We start from the raw sequence: 20,969 nt of genomic DNA, 5'->3' as shown, positions 1-20,969 counted from the left end.
CAGAACGTGAATCTGGTCGGCCGAATTGTTCGCAGGAAACAAAACATGAACCATGCCATCAGGAGAGCCAGCGAACTGACCCTGGACGAGACGACGGTCAGCGCATTGCGGGCCGCGCTGAAGAACACCGCCGACGAGATCGTCCAGGCGATCATCGACGAGGTTCCTCCCTACGCCAACGCCCTTTCGGGCCGCATGGGCGGCATCATCCGCCGCGCCGTACGCACCGCCCTGGGGCACCATCTGGACCTCGCGAGCGGCAACGCCACAGGCGGCGATGCCGGTGACGCGGCCTACGAGCTGGGTCGCGGCGAGGTCCGCGAGGGCCGTTCGATGGACGCCCTGCTCAGCGCCTACCGCGTCGGAGCCCGCGTGGCCTGGCGATGCCTGGCCACGGGTGCCGTGCCCGCAGGGCTGCCCGCCGCCGAAGTCGCCAAGTTCGCCGAGCTGACCTTCGCCTACATCGACGAGCTCTCCGCCGCGAGCGCCGCTGGCCACGCCGACGAACTGGCCGCCCAGGGCCGGGCTCAGGAGCGTCACCTGGAACACCTGGCCCGCGACCTCCTCGCCGACGCGAGCCCGGACGTGCTGCGAGCCTCCGTGCAACGGGCCGGGTGGCAGCCTCCAGTGTCGCTGACCGCGGTGCTGCTGCCCGCCGCCCAGGCCCGGCCTGCCTACCGCACGCTCCACCCCAGCACTCTCGTCCTCGACGATCTGCCGGACGCCTTGGGCGTGCTGCTGGTCCCCGATGCCGACCGGGCCCATCTCCTGAGACAGCTGAACCACCGCGCCGCCGTGGTCGGCCCGGCCCGGCCATGGACTCGTGCGTCCGCCTCGTACGCACGAGCCGTACGCGCGCGCTCCCTTTCCGCCGACATCCGCGACACCGAGGACCACCTGCCCGAGCTGGTACTGAGCGCCGACGCGGACGCGTTCGCGGACCTGCGTGCCCGAGCCCTCGCACCCCTGCGGACCGTGCCCGCCGCGACCGCGCGGCGACTGGAGGAGACGTTGCGGGCGTGGCTGCTGCACCAGGGCAGGCGGGACGAAGTGGCAAAGGCATTGTTCGTCCATCCCCAGACCGTCCGGTACCGGATGTCACAGCTGCGAGAACTGTTTCCGGATCTCGCATCGCCGCAATGCGTCCTTGAGCTGACGCTCGCGCTGGGTCTCCAGGTCCGCTGACGCACGCCCCGACGTCCACGACGACCCTGTCCGAAGCGGCGGACAGTGGCCGTAGCCGACCCAGCTCCCGCCTCGGATACCGTGTTCCTCTACGGGGTGCCATAACGGATGTGGCGCCCCCCACCGGAGGTAGCCAGCGTATGAGTTCAAAGCGCAGCAAGAATCCAGCCCTGCCCGTCCTTGACGACGCATACCGGCTCGAGTCGGTCAAGGGCGCCGAAGAGTCCACCCGTGACTTGGCCGCGCGGCTGGCCACCACCGAGCTGCGCCGCGCCTCCCACCCGGGCCGGATCACCTGGGAGCCCGTCGACCAGGCCGAGCCCGTACCGGTCCCGCCGACCGTGGTCGACGGTGACGGGGACCTGTGGCTGCGGGACCGGGGCACTGGCACCTGGACCATGCCCGAGTTCAACCCGAAGGAATTCCCGGCCCGCTGTGGCGAGGTTCTGACGTGGACCCAGCTTGCCCGCGAGTTCGGCCCGCTGACCGCCCTGGCCGACGACCGCCGCATGGGCGGCCGGCGCTGACCACGCCGCCTTCTGGGACGACCCGCCCCTGCGGCACCCGTTACGGGTAGCAGGGGAGAGCTAGTCACCTGCCGGCAGCCGGGCCCGCGCGGTTCGCCGGGCGGCGTCGCGCACGCGGCCGCCCAGCAGCTGACCGGACGTGAGGTGCGCTGGTACGGGGTCTGGGTGTGGCACCAGTGGTCCGGCCGCCTGGTGCACCTGCTGCCGCGCGAGGACGCCTGATCTGCCGGCCCCCCCGACGTCCCCCCACCCGCCGACGTCCCCCACGCCCCCGACGCCCGCCCCGACGAGCGCCTCGGGGGCGTCGTGCGTCGGCCGGGCCCGCCGGTCTCGCCCGGGAGGTGGGTCAGTTCGTGGTCAGGAGGCCCGCCGAGGCGAAGGCCTCGTGTGTGGATGGGGTGTCCAGTGCTCCGACTTCCGTGAAGTAGCGCGTGGTCGCCTGGGCGGCCCGGCCGATGGCGGCCCGGGTCGCGTCGGCCGGATGAGAGTCGGTGAGGATCTCCTCGGCCTCCTCCGCGCTGAATCCGGCGTCCCCAAGGGTGAGGGCTATGGCCAGGTAGTCCGGTTCCAGGAACGCGGTGATGAGCTCCGGGACCAGTGCGCCCATCCGTCTGCGCGCCGGTGCGTCGAGTGCGTGCCAGAAGAATTCGAGGAGGCTGCGGAAGTAGGCGTGGTGTTTCCCCTCGTCCTCGGCGTGGTCCTGGACCAGCTCCCTGACCGCTTCCGGCAGCCGCTTGTCCCGGGGGAGGTCGGAGAGGATGGAGGAGATCAGGGTCTCGCTCACGACGGAGAAGGCGAGGTCGGCCGCTCCGCGCAGATCGTGGTCCATCCCCGCCCGGATGCGGTCGAGGCGGTCGATGAACGCCGGGCGGTCCGGCAGGCAGGCGTCGAAGCCGGTCCGCGCCTGGACCTGGCGGGACAGGTCGTCGGAGAACTGGGCATGCCAGGCCTCATCCGTCGTGATCTTGAAAGCGTCCTCCCGCATGGCGGCCGGCAGGTCGAGCCCGCTGCGGCCCCGGCTGATGTCCATGGTCACCGGCATCACGGCGACTTGTTCCAGCTCGGTGGTGAAGTACAGGTACTGGTGCAGCCGTTGGGTGAGTACGCGCTCCGTCACCTCGTACGGCCGGGACCGTACGAGCGGATGCGCGACGACCGGCATCAGCTCGGGCGGGAAGTAGAGCCGGCCGGGCTCGGCGGGCGTCAGCAGGCGCGGCGGCTTCACGCGCACGCTGGCGCGCGCGTCCCAGAGGGCGAACCTGCTGCGGTACTGGGCCGCCACCGGCGATTCGGGGTCGGTCAGCCGGGTGAGGGTCTGGCGCAGGGGCGCGCGGTGCGTGGTCTTCTCCATCTCCGTCTCCGGGCCTAGGCGCCGGCGCTGATCGGATCGGCCTCTTCGGCGACGACCGGTCCGTGGGCCCGCCCCAGGCGCCTCACCTCGGGGATGGCCAGCACCCCCAGACTGGATACGGCCATCAGCGCGGCGGCGCCGTAGAGCGCCGCCTTGGCTCCGACGAGCCCGGCCAAGGGGCCGGCCAGCGCCATGCCGAGGGGGATGAGCGCGCTGGACAGCAGCCATTCGTAGGCGGAGACGCGGGACATCCGGTCGGTGGGGATCTGCTGCTGCACCGCGGTGTCCCACAGCGTCCCCATCAGGCCGAGCGCGAAGGCCATGACGCCCGCTCCCACGGCGATGAGCGCGGTCGGGGCCCCCAGCGCGATGAGGGCGAGCGGTATGGCGCCGAGCGAGAGGCAGATGTTGATCACGACGAGGGGCCGGGACGTGCGGACTCGTAGGGAGACCAGCGCGCCGGTGAGGGCCCCGACCGTCGCGCCCTGGGCGATGATGCCCCAGGCCACCTCGCCGCCCAGGCCGCTGATGACCGTCGCCGCTCCGACGGTGAAGTAGACGGTCCGCGACAGGTTCCAGCAGCCGTGGGCAGCGTAGTTGCTCCACAGCCAGGTCCGTTCACGGATCTCGCCCCATCCCTCGCGGAGCTCCTTGAGGAAGCTCTCGCGCGGCGCCGCCACGTGCCCGACGCGCAGTCTGCTGAGCATCAGGGCGTTGACCGCGAAGGTCGCGCCGTCGATGACCATGGCCCAACCGGGGCCGATGGTGAGGGCGATGGTGGTGGCCGCCGCGGGCCCCAGCATCATCGCCGAGCGCCGGGAGACGGCCATGACCGCGTTGGCCCGTTGCAGGAGCTCCGGGGTGACCGTCGACGGGACAAGACCGCTGGAGGCGGGCAGGAAGAAGCCCGTGGCCGCGCCCACGCAGGCGGAGGCGAGCATCAGTTCGGCGAGACCGGCCTGGCCGCTGACGATGCGGAGCCCGATGAAGACGTGGGCGACACAGCGGATCGAGTCCGCCGCGATCATCACCTTCTGCCGGGGCAGCCGGTCGGCCCAGACCCCGCCCACGAGGAGGAAGAGCGCTTCGCCGACCGCGGCGCTGGCCAGGACCAGGCCCAGGTCGGTGGCCGATCCGACTCCCTGCACCAACGCGAGGGTGAGTGCGACGGGGAAAATGGCACTGCCGGCATAGGAAAGCGTTTGTCCGAACCAGAGAACGCGGAACCTGCTGTCGCTCAATGGCCCGCTGAAGGCCTGGAACTTACGCAGATTCATGGCCGCGACTGTATCACCACCCCTCCACGGCGAGGCGAATGGATTTCTCGTCGACGGGGCATCCTTGGGTGCGCGACACAGCAACCCGCTTCGTTGAATTTCCGATATATCCGATTCTGGCGAGCGGCCCCACCGCGGCCTTCCCCGTGACGCTCTGTCAGGCCAATAGGGAACCGCCGGTAACGGGTAGTAGAATTAAGCGGAATTAAGAAATCCGTCTGCGGGAATCGCCCTGTTCCACAGGTCAACAGGGTTCCGGCAAACGGGGGTTGACGGAAGATCACGCCAGGACGCACAATGCTGTCGCCGGTCAGAACCCGTCTGCGACGTGGACAGATCTGGTTTGGGGGCAAGTCGGCACAGGGCCGGCGAAGGTGACCGTCTCGGTTTCCGAACGGGGCGACCAAGGGGGGCGCATTCCGGTTGGATAATTCACTTCCTTTGTGCCGCTCCGCGACGACCGCTTAGGCCTGCGGCCTGTCTCCCTCTATTCCATTCAAGGATGGAGGTGATTACACATGAAGAAGTACATCAAGCCGTCGACCAAGAAGGTCGACTTCGGTACGGTCATCGTGACCACCCGCTAAATAGCTCGCCGAGTACGCGTCACGCCCGGTTGGGCGTGACGCGTGCCCGTTTTATCGCTGAGTTCCCACTCGGGTCGCAACGAAAGTGAATGACATGTGCGGAATCGCTGGTGTTGCCCGGATCGACGGTGGCATGTTGACACCTGCCGCCGACGAGCTGCTGCGCGACTTGGCGTGCACGCTCGCCCACCGCGGCCCGGACGACCAACGGCTGCTGCGTGAGGACCAGGTGGGCCTCGCCTTCACCCGGCTGTCCCTGGTGGACCCCGAGGGCGGCGGTCAACCGCTGGTCAGCGAGGACGGTTCCGTCGTCCTGATCGCCAACGGCGAGGTCTACAACCACCGCGAGCTGGCCGCGTCGCTGCCTCCGGGCGCCCGCTTCAAGACCCGGTCGGACTGCGAGGTGCTGCTGCACCTCTACCAGCGCGACGGCCTGAACTTCCTCGACCGCGTGAACGGCATGTTCGCCGTGGTCCTCTGGGACCGCAAGCAGAACAAACTCCTCTTCTGCCGGGACCGGTTCGGCATCAAGCCGCTCTTCTACCACCGCGACCGGGAGCGGATCGTCTTCGCCTCCGAGATCAAGGCGCTCTTCACCGACCCCGCCACCCCGAGGCGCCTGGACTGGAGCGGCGCGCTCGCCGACTACGGCATGAGCTCGACGCCCGCCTTCATCCACGAGCCGGTCAACACCTGGTTCGAGGGCATCGAACTGGCCCCGGCCGCCACGGTGATGGAGATCGACCTCAAGGACGGCGCCACCCGCGAGCACCGCTACTGGTCGCTGCCCGGCGCGGCCGCGGACTCCGACGCCTCGGACGAGGAGTACATCGAGCGCTACCGGGATCTCCTCGCCGCGTCCGTACAGGACTGCGCCATGGCCGACGCCGAACTCGGACTGTTCCTCAGCGGCGGAATCGACTCCTCCGCGGTGGCCGCGCTGGCCGGCCAGAGCGGCCTGCGGACCTTCAGCGTGCTCACGGGGGCGACCGTCCTCAACGGCGACGCCGAGTGGAGCCACCGCGCGGCCCACATGCTCGGCGTGCCGAACGAGCAGATCCTCTTCGACGGCGACCGGGTCCCGGGGATCGAGGAGTGGAAGAACCTGCTCTGGCTCACCGAGACGCCCCTGTGCAGCCCGGAGCAGTTCTACAAGTACGAACTGCACCGCCACGCGCGCCTGCGCCACCCCGAGATCAAGGGCATGCTGCTGGGCGCCGCCTCCGACGAGTTCAACGGAGGCTATTCCCTCAACTACACCGGCGAGGGCGGCAATTGGAGCGACTTCATCACCAACATCGGCGCCCTCGCCCGCCGCAAGGCCCTGGACAGCCGGCCGCAGCTGGCGAGTTGGTGGCAGATGTCCGACCTGCCGCTGCTGAAGGACGAGGCCGCACACGCCGGCCTGGGCGTCGACGCCCCGGATCCCTACGACGCGTTCATCGCCTGGAAGTACCGCAGCCTCCAGCAGTACAACGTCTGGCACGAGGACCGTACGGCCGCCGGCAACAGCGTCGAGGCCCGGGTGCCCTTCCTCGACCACCGTCTGGTCGAGCTGGTCGCGTCGATCCCCGCCGCCCGCCGCGAGAACCTCCTCTGGGACAAGCGGATCCTGCGCCGGGCGATGGTCGGCATCCTCCCCGAGGAGCTGATCAACCGCCCCAAGGTCCCCTTCTTCCACGGCGAGGGGCAGCGCCACACCTACCGCACCTTCACCCGCATGCTGGCGCAGGGCGGCGACGCGCTCCTCGAAGAGGCCTTCTCCTCCGAGCGGGCCCGCCAGTTCATCCACCAGGACGGCGTCCGCGAGAGCCTGCGGCGCCTGGAGCGCGACCCCGAGAACGGCAGCGTCGAACACCTGCTGCGGCTGGTCAACCTCGGCCTGCTGGAACGCATGACCGCGGACCTTCCCGCCCCTCCGTCAGCCGCGTTCAGCGCCGCCACCCCCGAACCCGTGACCTTCGAGTACGGCGACTGGGACGAGAGCGAGGGGCAGATCCGCGCCCTCACCATGCCGCGGCCCCCGGTGGACCCGGCCGCCGTGTACGCGCTGCGGGACGACACCCTGCTCGCCTGCGTGCCGGCCCAGCCCGGCATCTGGTACCTGCTGGTCGACGGGGCGTGCGAGTTCGTCCTCAGCGAGGACGAGGAGCCCGGCCTGACCGCGCTGCTGCGCTCGCTTGACGGCGAGACCTCGCTGGAGAAGGTACTGGCAGGCAACGGCCACACGCTCGCCGAACTGAAGCCGCTGCTCGAGGAGGTGCTCGACCTCGGACTCGTCGTCGAGGCCGCCCCGAAGGGAGCCGACCGTGTCTGAGGACCGCCCGCACCAGCTGGAACAACTGCGCGCGCTGGACCTGCTGCCCGAGTCCTGGGTCTGTGTCTTCGAGGCGGGTTCCCTGGTCCGGGGCTGGGGCAACGCCTCCAGTGACGTGGATCTCTACGTGATCTCCGAGGAGCCGTGGACGGGCAAGGGCGCCTCGCGCCATCCCGTACCGCTCGTACCCTCCGTCGTACTGGGGGAGGAGACCTTCGTCGACGCGATGCGCTGGGACATCCGGTACTGGACGCGCGGCCAGGTGGAGCAGGTCCTCGCCAAGGTCACCTGGCAGGCCTTCGAGCAGGGCGCCGAGGAACTCGCCCTGCGCGAGGTGCAGTTGCTGGACCGGCTCGCCTTCGGCGCGGCGGCGGGCGGACAGGAGCTGCTGTCGCACTGGCGCGTCCAAGCGGAGGAATCCGCGTTCCGCTCCATCCACGCGGCTCGCATTCTGAACATGGCCGACTCCCGCGTCGAGGACGCGGTGGGCCAGCTGGAGGCCGGAGACGTGGACAGCGCCGTGCTGTCCGCGCGGGCCGCGTTCCACTACACGGTCGACGCGCTCCTCGCCTCGGAAGGCGAGTGCGGGCCGGGCGAGAAGTGGCGGGCCCGAAGGCTGCGGGCCGCCGCCCCCGCCGTGCTGCCGTACGACACGTACTGGGCTCTGGAGACGATGCGGTCGCTGGACCCCGCACAGCCCGCGGCCTGGATCAACGAGGTGCTCTCGGTCTGCCGCGGCATCGCCATGGAAGTGGACATCTGATGAGCACAGCGGGTCCGGTCACGGCCGAGTCCATCCCGTCCGTCCGCCCCGACATCCGGGTGCGCAAGATCCGCGGCACCCTGGTGGTCGCGGTCCCCGAGCAGGCCTTCGAGCTGGCGGAGACGACGGCGTTCATCTGGAAGCGGATCGACGGGGTCCTCACCGTGGGCGGCATCGGTGAACTCCTCGCCCGGGAATACGAGATCGACGTCGAGACCGCCGTCGAGGACACCATCGAAGTCCTGTCCGAACTGGTCGAGTACGGCGCCGTCCGTGTCTGAACCGACGGCCGCCGACGTGATCAGGGCCTGGCGGGACCCGCTGTTCCGGGCAGCCCTGGACGACCGTGCGCGAGCCGCACTGCCTCCGCATCCGGCGGGCGACATCGAGGTACCCGGCCTGGACCGTGCATAGCGGGAAGAGAACGAGAGGCGAGACGGTGCTGGACGCATTCCTCGACGACGCGCGCTGGTGGGCGGGGCTCACCCCCACTGAGCGCCGCACGGCCGGGGGCTTCGAACCCGACCCCGAGGAGCGCGAGCGTGGAACGGCCCGCGTCCGCCTGTGGCAGGAAGGACTGCTCGTCCCCGGGCTGCGCGTAGAGCAGGACGTACTGGCCGCCCGGTGGGGCCTGGCCCCTGACCGACTCGCCCTGCTGGCCGCGGAGACGCCGCAGGAGCTGAAGCGGCGGCTCCCCGGCGCGCCGGACTGGGTCCCCGTCCTCGTCGATGCCTGGCAGCGGTTCGCCGGCTCGGCCCTGCCCGCGCTCGCGGCCGACGCGGAGGACGTCGACGTACCGCTGGACTGGCTGGGCCCGTTGGCGGCGTGGGCGCGGGAGGAACTGCGCGGCCGCCTCGGCGCGGCCGGTCAACTCCCGGACAGCCACCCGCTGTTCACCCCCGACACCGACACCTTGCGCACCATGGTCCGGCGGACGCTGGTGCTCGAAATCAACGCCGCCCGGCTGGAGGGCCGGCTCGACGGCGCGAGTCCCGAAGCCCGCTACGAGGCGTTCGGCGAGAGCCTGCGGGACCCCGAACGGGCCCTGGACCTCCTGGCCGGGCACCCCGTGCTGGCCCGCGGCCTGGTCGGCCACGTACGGCGGTGGACCGACGTCCGTGCGGAGTTCGCCGAGCGACTGAGCGCCGACCTCCCCGAGCTGCGCGAGCGCTTCGCGGTGTCCGGCGAGGGCCTGAAGGACCTGGCGGGCCTCACGTTCGGCGCCGGCGACGCCCACCGCGGCGGGCGCACGGTAACGCTCGTGGCCTTCCGCGACGGATCCCGCCTGGTCTACAAGCCGCGCAGCCTGGCGGTGGACACCCATGTCAACCGGCTCCTGCGCTGGATCAACGACCGAGGCGCCCGCCACCCGTTGGGCACCAACGACCTGCTGGAACGCCCGGACTACGGCTGGTCCGCCTTCGTCACCGCCGCGCCCTGCGCCCACGCGGACGCTTTTCGCAGGTTCGCCTGGCGGCTAGGCGCCCACCTAGCGCTCTTCCACGTCCTGGGCTGCTACGACATGCACCTGGAGAACCTGATCGCGGCGGGCGAGCACCCCGCGTTCATCGACCTGGAAGCGATGTTCCACACCGAGTCCGCGACCACGTCCGACGCCGACGCCGACCCCGTGGACCTGCTGCTGCGCGCCTCGGTCCTCGCCGTGGGGCTGCTCCCGCAGCGCGTGGTGAAGGGGGACGGAAGCGGTGTGTACGCCATGGAGATCAGCGCCATGGCGGGTGGCGCCGCCCCCGGCGAGTACGAGATCCGGCCCGACATCGTCCTGGCCGAGGGCGGCACCGACCGGATGCGGATCGTACGGAGACGGCGCCCCGTCCCGGAGTCGGGCAACCGTCCCGTCCTGGACGGCCGGCCCGCCGACCCGTCGGCGATGCTCCCCGGGCTGATCGAGGGCTTCGAAGAGTGCTACCGGCTGCTGTTCGCCGGACGCGAGGACCTGCTCCGCGAGCTGGAGGCCTTCGCCGACGACGACGTACGCACCGTCCTGCGCAACACCTCCACCTACCGAGCGGTACTGGAGGAGGCCTGGCACCCGGACCTGCTGGGGGACGGTCTCGACCGCGCTTACCTTCTGGAGGCGCTGGACCCTGACGCGCAGGGCGACGCGGTGGTCCTGGCGAGCGAACTCGGGCAGCTGGCCCGCGGTGACGTTCCCGTCTTCACCGCCAAGCCCTCCGGCACGGCGCTCTTCGACGACGAGGGCGTCACGCTCGCGAAGGGCTTCTTCCGGCAGAGCGGACTGGATACCGCGCGGCGTCGGCTGGCGTCCCTGAGCGAGGAACATCTGCGGGACCAGCTCTGGTTCGTACACGCCTCCCTCGCCACCCGCGAACTCGGCGGACACGCACAGGAGGAGGGGCTCGCGCACGAGGGCGGACTCGCGCAGGAGGAGGGCCCCGCCCAGGAGAACGGGCTCGCGCAGGAGCAGGGGCCCGCGCAAAACGGCGGGTCCGCCCGGGAGGCCCGCGTAGAGGTCGGCCCGCACCTCCGGCAGGACGTGGACCCCGATACGGCGCTCGCCGCGGCTTCCCGCATCGGGGACCAGCTGCTCGCCTCCGTCCGGCACGGCGGGGACGGCGTCGTGGAGTGGGCCAACCTCAACCTGGTCGGCGACCGGTACTGGGTGGTGGGGCCCAGCGGGCTCGGGCTCTACTCGGGCGTCACCGGCATCGCCCTGTTCCTCGCGGAACTCGCCGCCGCCACCGGCATCGACCGCTACGAGCGGCAGGCGCGCGACGTCGTGGCGGCCCTTGCGGACCCCGACGGCATGCCCGAACCGGAAGACCTCCGCGCCCTGCCCGTCGGCGGATACGAGGACCTGTGCGGCGTCATGCTCCTCCTCGACCGGGTCGGACGGCTGTGGGAGGACCCCGCACTCCTCGACGCGGCCCGCTCCCTGGTGCCCGCCGTACGGCAGAACCTCGACGACGACGAGAGCTTCGACATCGTGGGCGGCGCGGCCGGAACCGCGCTCGCGTTGATCTCCCTCCACGCGACCCGGCCCGAGGAGTCGACGCGCGCAGCCGTGCGCCGGGCGGGCGAGATCCTCCTGGACCACGCTCCGACGCGCCAAGGCGTCCACGGATTCGGGCACGGACAGGCGGGCCGGGCCTACGCGTTGTCCGCGATCGGGGAGCTGACGGGGGAGCCGCGCTACGCCGAGGCCGCCTCGCGCGCCCTGGCCGAGAACGACCGTGCGGCGGCCCGTACCGGTCCGGGCGTCAACGCCTGGTGCCGGGGTTCCGCCGGCACTCTGCTGGCCACCGCGAGGATGCGTGGGTTCGCCGGCCGGCCGGAGCTCTCCGCCGTACGGGAGGGCCTGCGGGCCGGGGTCGGCAACGACTCGCTGTGCCACGGCACCCTCGGTCTCGCGCACGCCCTGCTCACCGCCGGTGAACGCTCCGGCGACCGGGCCCTGGTCGAAGAGGCCCGCCGGGCGGCGACCGGGGTGGCACACCGTGTCCTCGCGGGCGATGTACGCACGGGCGTTCCGCGCCGTCTCTGGGTGCCGGGCCTGATGAACGGCGCGGCGGGGATCGGCTACGGCCTGCTCCGCATCGCGCTGCCCGACCGCGCGGTGCCCGACGTCCTGTTGCTGGGGACCTGAGGCCCAACTCCCGGAAAACTCCCGCTCCTTCACCATGAGAAATGGAAAGAACATGCTCGAACTGCCCGTCATCCGTGAGCTGGTCTCCCGCTGTCTGATCGAGGACCTCGGCCGGGGCGACACGACCACGGACGCGTGCGTCTCGCCCGAGGCCGAAGGCCGGGCGCTCATGGCGGCCCGGGAGGACCTCGTCTTCTGCGGCGGGGCCCTGGTGCGGGAGGTCTTCGCCCAGCTCGACCCCCGCGTCCAGGTCGAGCAGTTGTGCCGGGAAGGCGAACGGCTCACGGCCGGCAAGGCCGCCGTCCTTCTGACGGGCCCCGCCCAGTCGCTCCTGAAGGGCGAGCGCCTGGCCCTCAACTTCGTCCAGCGGATGAGCGGGGTGGCCACCCTGACCCGCTCGTTCGTCGACGCCCTGACCCCCGGCTCCGGCACCCGGATCACCGACACCCGCAAGACCACTCCGGGACTGCGGATCGTGGAGCGCTACGCGGTCCGGTGCGGCGGCGGGCACAGCCACCGGTCCGACCTCGGCGCAGCGGTGCTGATCAAGGACAACCACGTAGCGGCTGCCGGAGGCATCACCGCCGCGGTGACCCGTTCCCGGGCGGTCGCCACCCACGCGACCCGCATCACGTGCGAGGTCGACACCCTGGAGCAGCTGCGCGAGGCGATCGAGGTCGGGGTCGACATCGTGATCCTCGACAACTTCACCGACGAACAGATCGCCACCGCCGTGGAGTTCACCGACGGGCGGGCCGTCATCGAGGTCTCGGGCTCCGTCTCGCGGGAGCGGATCAAGGCCATCTCCGCGCTCGGCGTCGACATCGTGAGCATCGGTGCGCTGACCCACTCGGCGCGCGCCGTGGACCTCGGTCTCGACTGGACCGCATAACCCGTACGAGACGTTGCATTCCACCCGAAGAGGAGGTAGTCGTGCCCAAGGCAGTCATTGATGTCAACGTGCGCTATTTGGACCAGGATCTTCGGGAGGAATACCTGCGGAATCTCAGCCTGAGCGATTACCTCTACCAGGAGCCTCCGACCGGACTTCCCCGTCTGATCGAACGCGACTATGTGAAGCCGGAGTTCTTCGACTGGGCGTTCAGCAAGATCGAGGAGGCCGGATTCGACCCGAAGGAGGTCGATCTCCGGTACGCGTCGATCGATGTGCGGCTGGATCCGATCCGGGAATCGGGCCCGCCCCTCTCCTTCCCCTTTATGATCAACTCGGCTTTCACCTACAACGGCCTGAACATCCACGGTCCTTTCGTCGCGGGGCATCAGGCCGGCATCTCCATGGTGCAGTCGCTCTCCGAGGTCAAGTACGCCAGGTTCAACCTCCCGCCGCACCTCGACGGAGTGTTCACCAGCGACCACCAGACCTCGGTCATCGCGCACAGCGTCAACGGGATCAGGACGGCGCCGGGCGTGGACGGGCTGATCGCCGCCCTGCCCGACCGCGGCCGCGACCCCGAGATGTTCCGCAAGTCGAACATCGCCCGGGTGCTGACCGGGGGCCACATCACGGACGCCGCGTACGACCGGGAGCCGGGGACGATCTGGCCCGGAAACCCGCTGCGCGGCGTGCCGTTCAAGATCACGCCCGAGGTGTACGGGGGCAATGCGCCGCTCTACGCGAACGACTTCACGTACTACTCCTTCTTCCGCCCCGAACTCCACGACGAACTGCTCCGCGACGCGCGGTTCCTGAGACTCATCGACGTGATTCGGCGCATGGGCCCCTCGTTCAAGGCCAATCGCCCCAACGCGTCCGAGGGGCTGCTCTTCAACCCGCAGCGCAACATGCAATTCATCACGGAACTCATCACCCGGAGCGCCAAGTGATCGACATACCCGTCCCCCTCGCGACCGGCCCCAAGCCCGAGCGGGGCGTACTCGTCAGCTTCTCCGGCGTCGACGGGTCCGGGAAGACCACGAGCATCAGGCGCCTCAAGGGGACGCTGCGCAGGAACGGCTATCGGGTCCGCGTCTTCAAACTGCCCAGCAACGAGTGCAAAAAGCTCCGCCTCTTCACGGAGTACAAGAAGGATCCGCTGACGGCGGAGCCCGAGGGCCGGGTCGACATCTTCTCCATGTTCCTGGCGGTGACCGGGGACCGGCTCAACACCATCAGGACCAAGATCCTCCCGCTGCTCGACGCGGGATACGCGGTGATCGTCGACCGCTATCTGTACTCGGCGCTGTGCGAGGCCGTCATCTCCTCCAGCGGGCTCACCCCCACGCAGTGGCGGGTCGTCTCGGACATCATCTCCGAGTTCCCCACGCCGCACGTGGCGTTCTTCACCCGGGTGAGCTTCATCGAGGCCCGCAAGCGGATCAACGCGCGCGAGGCGGAGCGCGACGACTATGTCGACCCGCTGCTCTTCAACGCGCGGATCGACGCCTTCGAGATCGTCCGCAGCAAGTTCGACGGTGTGCTCGTGGACACCGCCCTCGACGAGCACTCCTGCTTCAAGATCGTCTCGCGGGAAGTCGGCCGGCATGTGCTGAACCAGCCGGCGCGGGCCTGACCGCACTCCGCCCCTCTGGGCCGTCCCGCGTGACCCGCGCCTGAGCGAGGGGGTGGGCCCGCAGGGGGCAGGGAAGTGGCGCCCCGGGCAGCCGCGGGGGACGGCGGCCCGGGGCGCCGGATCAGGCGGCCGGTTCCTGCGGCGAGGTGAGGAGCACGACGCGGAGTTCGCCGTGCCCGTGGGGGGTCAGGATGTGGGACACCACGTTGACCGGCTCGGGCGTGATGTGCGGGAGGTTGAGGGTGTAGTGGTGGCCCTCGCGCGTCGCGACGTCCACCGGCTGGTCCCGGACCGTCGTGGGGAGCGAGTCGGCCTCCGACAACGTTGCACTGAGGGAACGCAGGGCGGCGTCGTCGGGGTTCTGGCGCAACGCGCGGTCGATCATTCCGAGATAGACCGCGGCGTGATCTTCCCAGTCACCCAGTACCCGTCTCGCGGACGGGTTGGTGAGGGCCCATGTCATGAGATTGGCGTCGGGGCCCTGAAGCCACGGGAACCAGCGCGCCATCGCCTGATTGCGGTGCACGATGTTCCAGTACTTGTCCGACACATAAGCGGGGTTCGGTTCCTGACCCCGCAGAAGTTCTTTGATCCACACGGGTATCTTCGGAGTGTGTGGGGGCGCGGCCGTGCGCTCGGTCGTCTGGCGGAGGTTCGGCCGGGCCGTCTCCCCGTTCGCCATGAGCTCCAGTCTGCGATAGGTGTCCTGAAGCCGTGGTGACGGCGATACGCCCAGGGACTGGGCCAAAACCTTGCGTAAGTTGCTGTATTCGTTGAGGGCTTCGAGCGGGCGGCCGTTGTCGGCCAGCAGTCGCATCAACGTGTCCCACAGCCGTTCCTGCAAAGGGTGTTGGGAGATCTCTCTGCGGATCTTCGCGATGACCGTAGAAATGGGCAGCTCATTCATGGCGAGGCGGCACCACGTTTCCAATGCGTTGAGGCGCTCCTCGTGCAGCGCGACGGCCTCATTCGCGAAAGGCTGGCCGTCGAGGCCGTCGAGAGCCGGTCCGCGCCAGAGGTCGAGCGCGAGAGACAGTTTCTCGAAAGCGGCGTGATGGTCGCCCGCTTCGATGAGTTGATGGACGTCCTGGATCGCATTCGTCCACACGGTGAGATCCAGCTGCTCCGGTGCCAACGTGATGCGATAGCCGCCGAGTTCCGTGGTGATGAGATCGCGCCCCCCGGGCAGATCCCGCCGTAACTTCGACACGATCTTCCGGATCTGCTCCATGGCGCTGTCAGGTTCTTCACCGCCCCAAACCGACTCTATGAGCCGCTGGTTGGGGATCGCGCGGGGTGAGGCGAGAAGGAGGTGGCACAGGACCCTCCGTGCCGTTTCGCCCCGCAGCGGGACCGGTTGGTCGTCCACCAGGATTTCCGGGACACCGAGAAGTTTGACCTGTACGCCGTGCGATGTGAGTGATAACGGTGTGGTTTTTTCGATAATGGTTTCGATCATGTGTCTTCAGCCTTCCAGGAAGTGTGGCGAGGCGAGCAACGCTGGTCCCCCGACAATCCAGCTCTCTGATCGGTATCAGTGCGAAAAAAGATCGAAAATGCTATGTGGCGATGTGTGTGTCGTGGGCGGCCGTCGAGGGTGGGAACAGCGAGGTCGCCGCGTTCCCACCCTCGTGACCATCTAGAGCTGAGCCGCGAACACCGCGCTGTTGAAGTATGCCTTGGCCTCGGCGATCAGGCCGTTTTCGTCGATTTCGTAGACATTTATTCCGGACCAGTTGGTGGGCTTGCCGTCGAGTGAAACCGCGGCACCGCGCCAGGAGACGGCGACAAAGTTTCCTACGGTGTGCGCCTCGAGCGGCGTGAGACCGAGGAAGGGGTCGAAGTTCGGGATGACGGACTTGATGAAGGCGCGGATGGCTTCGCGTCCTTCGAGGGGGTCCGTACCGACCGGGTCGTGGAAGGTGGCGGTCTCGGCGAAGGAGTCGGCCCACGCGTCGGCGTCACCCGCCTGGGAGGCGGTGAAGAACTGGTGGACGGACTTGGGCATGGCCGGGAAGGTCACGGTCTTCTCTTTCTCTCTTGTCTTTCTTGGGACGCCGCGGAAGTGCTGACGGATGTCAGGCGGTGGCTCCCGCGTGGCGAAGGTCGTAGCGGCGCATGGCCGGAAGGGCGAGCAGCCCGCCGAGGGCGAGCAGGGCCTGTACGGCGCAGACACCGCTCCAGCCGTAGGAGCCGTAACAGGCGCTGGCCAGGGCCGCCGCGATGGCGCCGCTGAGGAAGACGGCCACCATGTAGACGGTGTTGGCGCGGCTGCGGGCCTCGGGCAGATAGCTGAAGATGCGGGCCTGGTTGGCGATCTGGCTCCACTGCACGGCCACGTTGACCAGGAGCACCGCCGCGATCATGAAGGCGAGGGTGCTGCCGCCCAGGGCGTAGGCGCCGGCCGAGACGAGTGCGAGGACGAGCGCGGCGGTGATGATGGGGCCCGGGCCGCGGCGGTCGATGAAGCGGCCGGCCCAGGGAGCGGCGAACGCGCCGGAGAGGCCGAGGAGTCCGAAGAGTCCGGCGGTCGCGCTGCTGTAGCCGTAGGGCTCCTGGGTGAGGACCAGCACCAGGGTGGTCCAGGTCGCGCTGTAGGCCCCGAACAGCGTGCCGTGCAGGACGCAGGAGTGTCGCAGCGCGGGCTCCTGGCGCAGCAGCCGGGGCAGGGAGGCGAGGAGCTGCCCGTACGGCATGCCCGTGCGGGGCCCCTCCTTGGGCAGCAGGAGCAGCGTGACCAGACCGGTCAGCGCGGTCAGTGCGGCGGCCAGGACGTACACCGCGCGCCAGCCCAGCGCCTCGCCGACCAGGCCGCCGATGACACGGGAGCCGATGATGCCGGTCATCAGGCCGATCTGGACGTTCCCGACGACGGAGGCGCGGCGCTCGGGCGGCGCGAGTTCGGAGGCCAGCGGCACCAGGACCTGCGGGATGACGGTGACGCCGCCGATCAGGGCCGCGGCCGCGGCCAGCACGGACAGGCCGGGCGCGGCGGCCGCGAGGAGCAGCAGGACCGTGGTGGCGGCGATCATGGCGCTCAGCAGGGGGCGGCGACGGCGGACGTCACCGAGCGGCACCAGGAAGAGGATGCCCCCGGCGTAGCCGAACTGGGCGCAGGTGACGACGGTTCCGGCGGACGCGGAGGAGATGCCGAGCCCTCGGGCGAAGAGTTCGAGCAGCGGCTGGGCGAGATAGACGTTGGCGACCGTGGCGCCGCTACAGATCGCCATCACCAGAAAGAGGAGCGGGCGCACGGGCGGGGCGGCGGGCCGGCCGACCACCGCCTTGGCCTGCGCGGAGGCGGTGTCCGAATGCGACATGGGAAGTCCTTGGAGGCGAGGGGAGGAGCGGACGGAGGAGCGAACGGAGGGACGGACGCAGGGGCGGACCCCGGGTCCTTGGGTTCTCAGCGGTAGAGCGCGGCGATGGCGGCGCGCTGCTCCTCGTCGAGCAGCGGCGCGGAACCCGCGGCCGTGTTGGCGATGAGATGCCCGAGGTCGAGGGTGGCGGGCACGGTGACGGCGACGCGCGCATCCGAAAGGCCCCACCGCAGCAGAGCCTCGGAGGCCGTGGCGCAGCCGGTCTCCTTCGGGGGCACGGCGCGCCGGGAGGAGGAGAGCAGGCTTCCCTCGGCGAAGGGGCGCATCACCATCACGCCGATGCCGAGCTCCTTGGCCAGGGGCAGGATCCGCTCCTCCATGTCGCGCTCGACCGGGTTGAGCGGAATCTGGATGACGTCGAAGACGCCGGTGCGCATGGCCTCTTCCAGCTCGCTCGCCGTGCCGCCGCCGAAGGCGCGGTCGCGCCAGTAGGTGAGGCCGAGTTGGCCGATGGTGCCGCGCTCCCGCTCCTGCTGCATCCACTCGGCGTGGGTCCGCCAGCCGATGAGGTGGTGGAGCTGGAGCAGATCGACGCGCCCCTGGAAGAGGTGCAGCTGACGCTCGAACTGCCGCCGCCCGGTGTGCCGTTCGCCCGCCCAGATCTTCGTCGCCACATAGGCACGGTCGCGGTGGGCGCTCAACGCCCGGCTGAGGACCTCCTCGGCCCGGCCGTACACCGGGGCGGTGTCGAAGACCCGGACGCCGTTTTCGAGCGCCAGCTCCACGATCTGGCGGGCGAGGTACTCCTGTGGCCGGGGGAGATCGAATCGGCGCCATGTACCTAGGCCGACACAGGGGACTTGGGGTCCGATATGGCCAAGTGGACGCAGGTCCATAGCCGTTGACCTCACTTCCAGGGACTCGGGGAGGCTACGCTCCTGTTCTACATCAACCAGTTGGTTTAAATCAACTGGATGGTTTAGTTCGGGGCCGCGCGGACCCGTCGCCGCTGGTGGGCGGGGGACGGGGTGGCTCGCATGTGACACTTGCCGGACGAGGAAGGAGCTGCCGGGTGAGCTCGCGATCAGAACAGACGAGGAACCGGATCTATCAAGCGGCACTGGAGGAATTCGCCCAGTACGGGGTCTCCGGTGCCAGGGTCGACCGCATCGCACGTGAGGCGAAGGCCAACAAGCAGGCCATCTACCTCTACTACGACGACAAGGAGAAGCTGTTCACGCTCGTCCTGGGCCGGGCCCTGGAGGAGCTGGCGGAAGCCGTGCCGGCGCCCGCCGAGTCGGACGACATCGCCACCTACATCGACCGGCTGTTCACTTACCACAAGGAACATCCGGCCATTCTCCGGCTGTTGCTCTGGGAGGCCCTGGAACATCCCGGCGTGCCGGTCCCCGACGAGGCCGCCCGCACCCAGCACTACCAGCACAAGGCGCACGCGCTCGGGAAGGCCAGCGGCATCGGCGGCAGCACCCTGCCGGAGCTCGACCCGCAGGCCCTGCTCCTGGTCTTCACCGCCCTGGTGGGGTGGCCGCTCGCCATTCCCCAGGTCACTCGCATGATCATGGGCGATGGCCCGGAGGCGATGGACCGCATCAAGGCCGCCTCGATCGCCGTCGCCCAGGCGGTCACCGGCACCGCGCAGGAGTCCGACCCGGCCTGAGGCCGGATCCTTGCGCTCGGCCGGACGCCTTCGGGCGGCCCGCGCGCCCCTCGTGCCGGGGCCGGGCTCCGGCCGCGCCGCGCCCCATGGCGCCGAATCAGGCCATCCTCGACGCGCCGGCCTGTCACACCCCTCCCGTGGCAGGAAGCGTGGAGTCGTGGCCCGACGCGGCCGAAGGCGCCGTATCCGCACGGGTTTCGGCGATGCGGCGGGCCCGCCGGAGCCTTTCAGGTGACCGGATCCGAGGGAACAGAACCGGACGCCGGCCCTCCCGACGAGTGCGGGTGGGCTTGACGCTCTTCGCGCCGGTGTCAACCCCTCGCGGTATTTCGGCGGTAGGAGAAAGGAAGGAGCCTGCGCTGTCATGAGGTGGCCGGTGAGCGACTACCTCGGGAGCTAGGGCAATGGCGGATCTGTCACGGATCTTCAAGGCGTATGACGTACGCGGTGTCGTCCCCGACGAGTGGGACGACACCGTGGCGGAACTCCTCGGTGCCGCCTTCGCCGAACTCACCGGAGCCACCTGCGTCGTGGTGGGACACGACATGCGCCCCACTTCTCCGCGGCTCGCACGGGCCTTCGCCCGGGGCGCGGTCGCCCGCGGCACCGATGTGGTGTCCATCGGGCTGTGCTCGACGGACGGGCTCTACTTCGCCTCCGGGTCGCTGTGCGTGCCGGGCGCGATGTTCACCGCTTCCCACAATCCGGCGCGCTACAACGGAGTGAAGTTCTGTCTGGAAGAAGCCGCTCCGCTCAACGGGAACCTGTCCCTCGACACGGTTCGGGCGCTCGCGGAGCAGTGGATGGAGAGCCAACCGCCGGTGTCCACGCGCCGGTTGGGCACCGTCGTGGTGCGTGATGTGCTGTTCGATTACGCCGACTTCCTGCGGGCCACGGTCGACCTCTCGGACATCCGCCCCCTGAAGGTGGTCGTGGACGCGGGGAACGGCATGGCCGGCCTGACCGTACCCGCCGTACTGCGGGGGCTGCCCCTCGACGTGGTGCCGCTCTACTTCGAGCTCGACGGAACCTTCCCCCACCATCCCGCGAACCCCCTCGACCCCAAGAACCTCCTCGACCTCGTCCAGAAGGTGCGGGAGGAGGGCGCGGACCTCGGGGTGGCCTTCGACGGCGACGCCGACCGCTGCTTCGTCGTGGACGAGCGCGGTGAGGCCGTCCCGCCGTCCGCCCTGTGCGCCCTGATCGCCGACCGCACGCTGAAGCGGTCGCCCGGCGCCACGGTGATCCACAACCTGATCACCTCCAGGGCCGTACCGGAGATCATCGCCGAAGCGGGCGGAACACCGGTGAGGACCCGGGTCGGCCACTCCTTCGTCAAGGCGGAGATGGCCCGCACCGGAGCGGTCTTCGGCGGCGAACACTCCGCCCACTACTACTTCCGGGAATTCTGGAACGCCGACACCGGCATGCTCGCGGCACTGCACGTGCTGCGCGCGCTCGGGAAGCAGAGCGATCCGCTCTCCGCGGTGATGGCGCGCTACTCGCGCTACCAGGCGCTCGACGAGACCAACTACCGCGTCGAGGACCCGGCCGCCGCCATCGCCCGGGTGAAGGACCGCGCGGCCGGCCTCTTCGACGACCTCGTCACCCTCGAGGAGGTCGACGGTCTCACCGTCACCTCCACCCACGGGTGGTGGTTCAACCTCCGCCCCTCCAACACCGAACCGCTGCTGCGCCTCAACGTCGAGGCCGACACGCAGGAACGCTGTGTGCGCATCCGGAGCGCCGTCGAGGGCCTGCTCCTGCCGCACGCCGCGTAACGCCCCTCATCGCGTCACGTCTTC

The 20,969-nt window shown here is 69.8% G+C and carries 18 protein-coding genes; 12 read left to right on the top strand and 6 right to left on the bottom strand.

Annotated elements, in window-relative coordinates; genetic code table 11:
• Positions 1–45 precede the first annotated feature (45 nt).
• On the top strand, positions 46–1,185 hold the full coding sequence (locus DWB77_RS09585; protein WP_120720847.1) for a PucR family transcriptional regulator: 1,140 nt from the start codon (positions 46–48) through the stop codon (positions 1,183–1,185).
• 140 nt (positions 1,186–1,325) lie between these two features.
• Complete coding sequence (locus DWB77_RS09580; protein WP_120720846.1) at positions 1,326–1,712, top strand: hypothetical protein; 387 nt, start codon at positions 1,326–1,328, stop codon at positions 1,710–1,712.
• Between the two features lie 346 nt (positions 1,713–2,058).
• Here DWB77_RS09580 and DWB77_RS09575 read toward each other — a convergent pair whose 3' ends face one another.
• A complete protein-coding gene (locus DWB77_RS09575; protein ID WP_120720845.1) occupies positions 2,059–3,063 on the bottom strand; it encodes a diiron oxygenase in 1,005 nt (334 codons plus the stop codon).
• A gap of 14 nt (positions 3,064–3,077) precedes the next feature.
• Entirely contained in the window at positions 3,078–4,340 is a 1,263-nt protein-coding gene (locus DWB77_RS09570; protein ID WP_120720844.1) for an MFS transporter, read from the bottom strand.
• Positions 4,341–5,021: 681 nt separating this feature from the next.
• Here DWB77_RS09570 and asnB point away from each other — a divergent pair.
• Genes asnB through DWB77_RS37675 form a run of 8 tightly spaced genes read left to right on the top strand, consistent with a single transcriptional unit; the run spans position 5,022 to position 14,166 of the window.
• Positions 5,022–7,244: an asparagine synthase (glutamine-hydrolyzing) gene (gene asnB / locus DWB77_RS09565; RefSeq protein ID WP_120720843.1), complete on the top strand. Its 2,223-nt coding sequence runs from the start codon at positions 5,022–5,024 to the stop codon at positions 7,242–7,244.
• Positions 7,237–8,007: a hypothetical protein gene (locus DWB77_RS09560; RefSeq protein WP_120720842.1), complete on the top strand. Its 771-nt coding sequence runs from the start codon at positions 7,237–7,239 to the stop codon at positions 8,005–8,007. Before asnB ends, DWB77_RS09560 begins: the two co-directional genes overlap by 8 nt.
• Positions 8,007–8,288 (top strand): PqqD family protein, encoded by a 282-nt coding sequence (locus DWB77_RS09555; RefSeq protein ID WP_120720841.1) that lies wholly within the window; start codon positions 8,007–8,009, stop codon positions 8,286–8,288. Before DWB77_RS09560 ends, DWB77_RS09555 begins: the two co-directional genes overlap by 1 nt.
• A complete protein-coding gene (locus tag DWB77_RS37685) occupies positions 8,281–8,421 on the top strand; it encodes a mersacidin/lichenicidin family type 2 lantibiotic (protein WP_162952487.1) in 141 nt (46 codons plus the stop codon). The genes DWB77_RS09555 and DWB77_RS37685 overlap by 8 nt, the downstream gene beginning before the upstream one ends.
• 25 nt (positions 8,422–8,446) lie before the next feature.
• Positions 8,447–11,635 (top strand): type 2 lanthipeptide synthetase LanM family protein, encoded by a 3,189-nt coding sequence (locus DWB77_RS09545; RefSeq protein ID WP_120720839.1) that lies wholly within the window; start codon positions 8,447–8,449, stop codon positions 11,633–11,635.
• Positions 11,636–11,669: 34 nt separating this feature from the next.
• The gene (gene nadC / locus DWB77_RS09540) at positions 11,670–12,527 is read left to right on the top strand and encodes a carboxylating nicotinate-nucleotide diphosphorylase (protein WP_216826841.1); all 858 of its coding nucleotides are present in this window, start codon (positions 11,670–11,672) and stop codon (positions 12,525–12,527) included.
• Between the two features lie 41 nt (positions 12,528–12,568).
• On the top strand, positions 12,569–13,480 hold the full coding sequence (locus DWB77_RS37680) for a hypothetical protein (RefSeq protein ID WP_162952486.1): 912 nt from the start codon (positions 12,569–12,571) through the stop codon (positions 13,478–13,480).
• Positions 13,477–14,166: a dTMP kinase gene (locus tag DWB77_RS37675; protein WP_162952485.1), complete on the top strand. Its 690-nt coding sequence runs from the start codon at positions 13,477–13,479 to the stop codon at positions 14,164–14,166. Before DWB77_RS37680 ends, DWB77_RS37675 begins: the two co-directional genes overlap by 4 nt.
• A gap of 121 nt (positions 14,167–14,287) precedes the next feature.
• On the opposite strand, the gene DWB77_RS09530 is transcribed toward DWB77_RS37675, so the two are convergent.
• From DWB77_RS09530 to DWB77_RS09515, 4 genes are all read right to left on the bottom strand, one after another.
• Positions 14,288–15,625, bottom strand: a complete 1,338-nt coding sequence (locus DWB77_RS09530) for a BTAD domain-containing putative transcriptional regulator (protein WP_120720836.1) — start codon at positions 15,623–15,625, stop codon at positions 14,288–14,290.
• A 180-nt stretch (positions 15,626–15,805) separates the two neighbouring features.
• Complete coding sequence (locus DWB77_RS09525) at positions 15,806–16,189, bottom strand: nuclear transport factor 2 family protein (RefSeq protein ID WP_120720835.1); 384 nt, start codon at positions 16,187–16,189, stop codon at positions 15,806–15,808.
• 55 nt (positions 16,190–16,244) lie between these two features.
• The gene (locus DWB77_RS09520; protein ID WP_120720834.1) at positions 16,245–17,486 is read right to left on the bottom strand and encodes an MFS transporter; all 1,242 of its coding nucleotides are present in this window, start codon (positions 17,484–17,486) and stop codon (positions 16,245–16,247) included.
• A gap of 86 nt (positions 17,487–17,572) precedes the next feature.
• Complete coding sequence (locus tag DWB77_RS09515; protein WP_120720833.1) at positions 17,573–18,382, bottom strand: aldo/keto reductase; 810 nt, start codon at positions 18,380–18,382, stop codon at positions 17,573–17,575.
• A gap of 176 nt (positions 18,383–18,558) precedes the next feature.
• Here DWB77_RS09515 and DWB77_RS09510 point away from each other — a divergent pair, with 176 nt between their 5' ends.
• A complete protein-coding gene (locus DWB77_RS09510) occupies positions 18,559–19,164 on the top strand; it encodes a TetR/AcrR family transcriptional regulator (protein ID WP_246033478.1) in 606 nt (201 codons plus the stop codon).
• A gap of 404 nt (positions 19,165–19,568) precedes the next feature.
• Positions 19,569–20,945 carry a phosphomannomutase/phosphoglucomutase gene (locus DWB77_RS09505; RefSeq protein ID WP_120720831.1) on the top strand — a complete coding sequence of 459 codons (1,377 nt, stop codon included), beginning with the start codon at positions 19,569–19,571 and terminating at the stop codon, positions 20,943–20,945.
• Positions 20,946–20,969: the final 24 nt, after the last annotated feature.

Origin of the sequence: Streptomyces hundungensis (genome assembly GCF_003627815.1) — a bacterium.
GTDB classification, from domain to species: domain Bacteria; phylum Actinomycetota; class Actinomycetes; order Streptomycetales; family Streptomycetaceae; genus Streptomyces; species Streptomyces hundungensis_A.
The sequence above is the reverse complement of the archived record's forward strand: the minus strand, read 5'-3'. Positions and strand labels throughout refer to the sequence as shown.

Bases quoted from the DNA above. Each gene is read 5' to 3' on its own strand.
- DWB77_RS09585 (WP_120720847.1), top strand. From the start codon at position 46: ATGAACCATGCCATCAGGAGAGCCAGCGAACTGACCCTGGACGAGACG.
- DWB77_RS09580 (WP_120720846.1), top strand. From the start codon at position 1,326: ATGAGTTCAAAGCGCAGCAAGAATCCAGCCCTGCCCGTCCTTGACGAC.
- DWB77_RS09575 (WP_120720845.1), bottom strand. From the start codon at position 3,063: ATGGAGAAGACCACGCACCGCGCGCCCCTGCGCCAGACCCTCACCCGG.
- DWB77_RS09570 (WP_120720844.1), bottom strand. From the start codon at position 4,340: ATGAATCTGCGTAAGTTCCAGGCCTTCAGCGGGCCATTGAGCGACAGC.
- asnB (WP_120720843.1), top strand. From the start codon at position 5,022: ATGTGCGGAATCGCTGGTGTTGCCCGGATCGACGGTGGCATGTTGACA.
- DWB77_RS09555 (WP_120720841.1), top strand. From the start codon at position 8,007: ATGAGCACAGCGGGTCCGGTCACGGCCGAGTCCATCCCGTCCGTCCGC.
- nadC (WP_216826841.1), top strand. From the start codon at position 11,670: ATGAGAAATGGAAAGAACATGCTCGAACTGCCCGTCATCCGTGAGCTG.
- DWB77_RS09530 (WP_120720836.1), bottom strand. From the start codon at position 15,625: ATGATCGAAACCATTATCGAAAAAACCACACCGTTATCACTCACATCG.
- DWB77_RS09520 (WP_120720834.1), bottom strand. From the start codon at position 17,486: ATGTCGCATTCGGACACCGCCTCCGCGCAGGCCAAGGCGGTGGTCGGC.
- DWB77_RS09515 (WP_120720833.1), bottom strand. From the start codon at position 18,382: ATGGACCTGCGTCCACTTGGCCATATCGGACCCCAAGTCCCCTGTGTC.
- DWB77_RS09505 (WP_120720831.1), top strand. From the start codon at position 19,569: ATGGCGGATCTGTCACGGATCTTCAAGGCGTATGACGTACGCGGTGTC.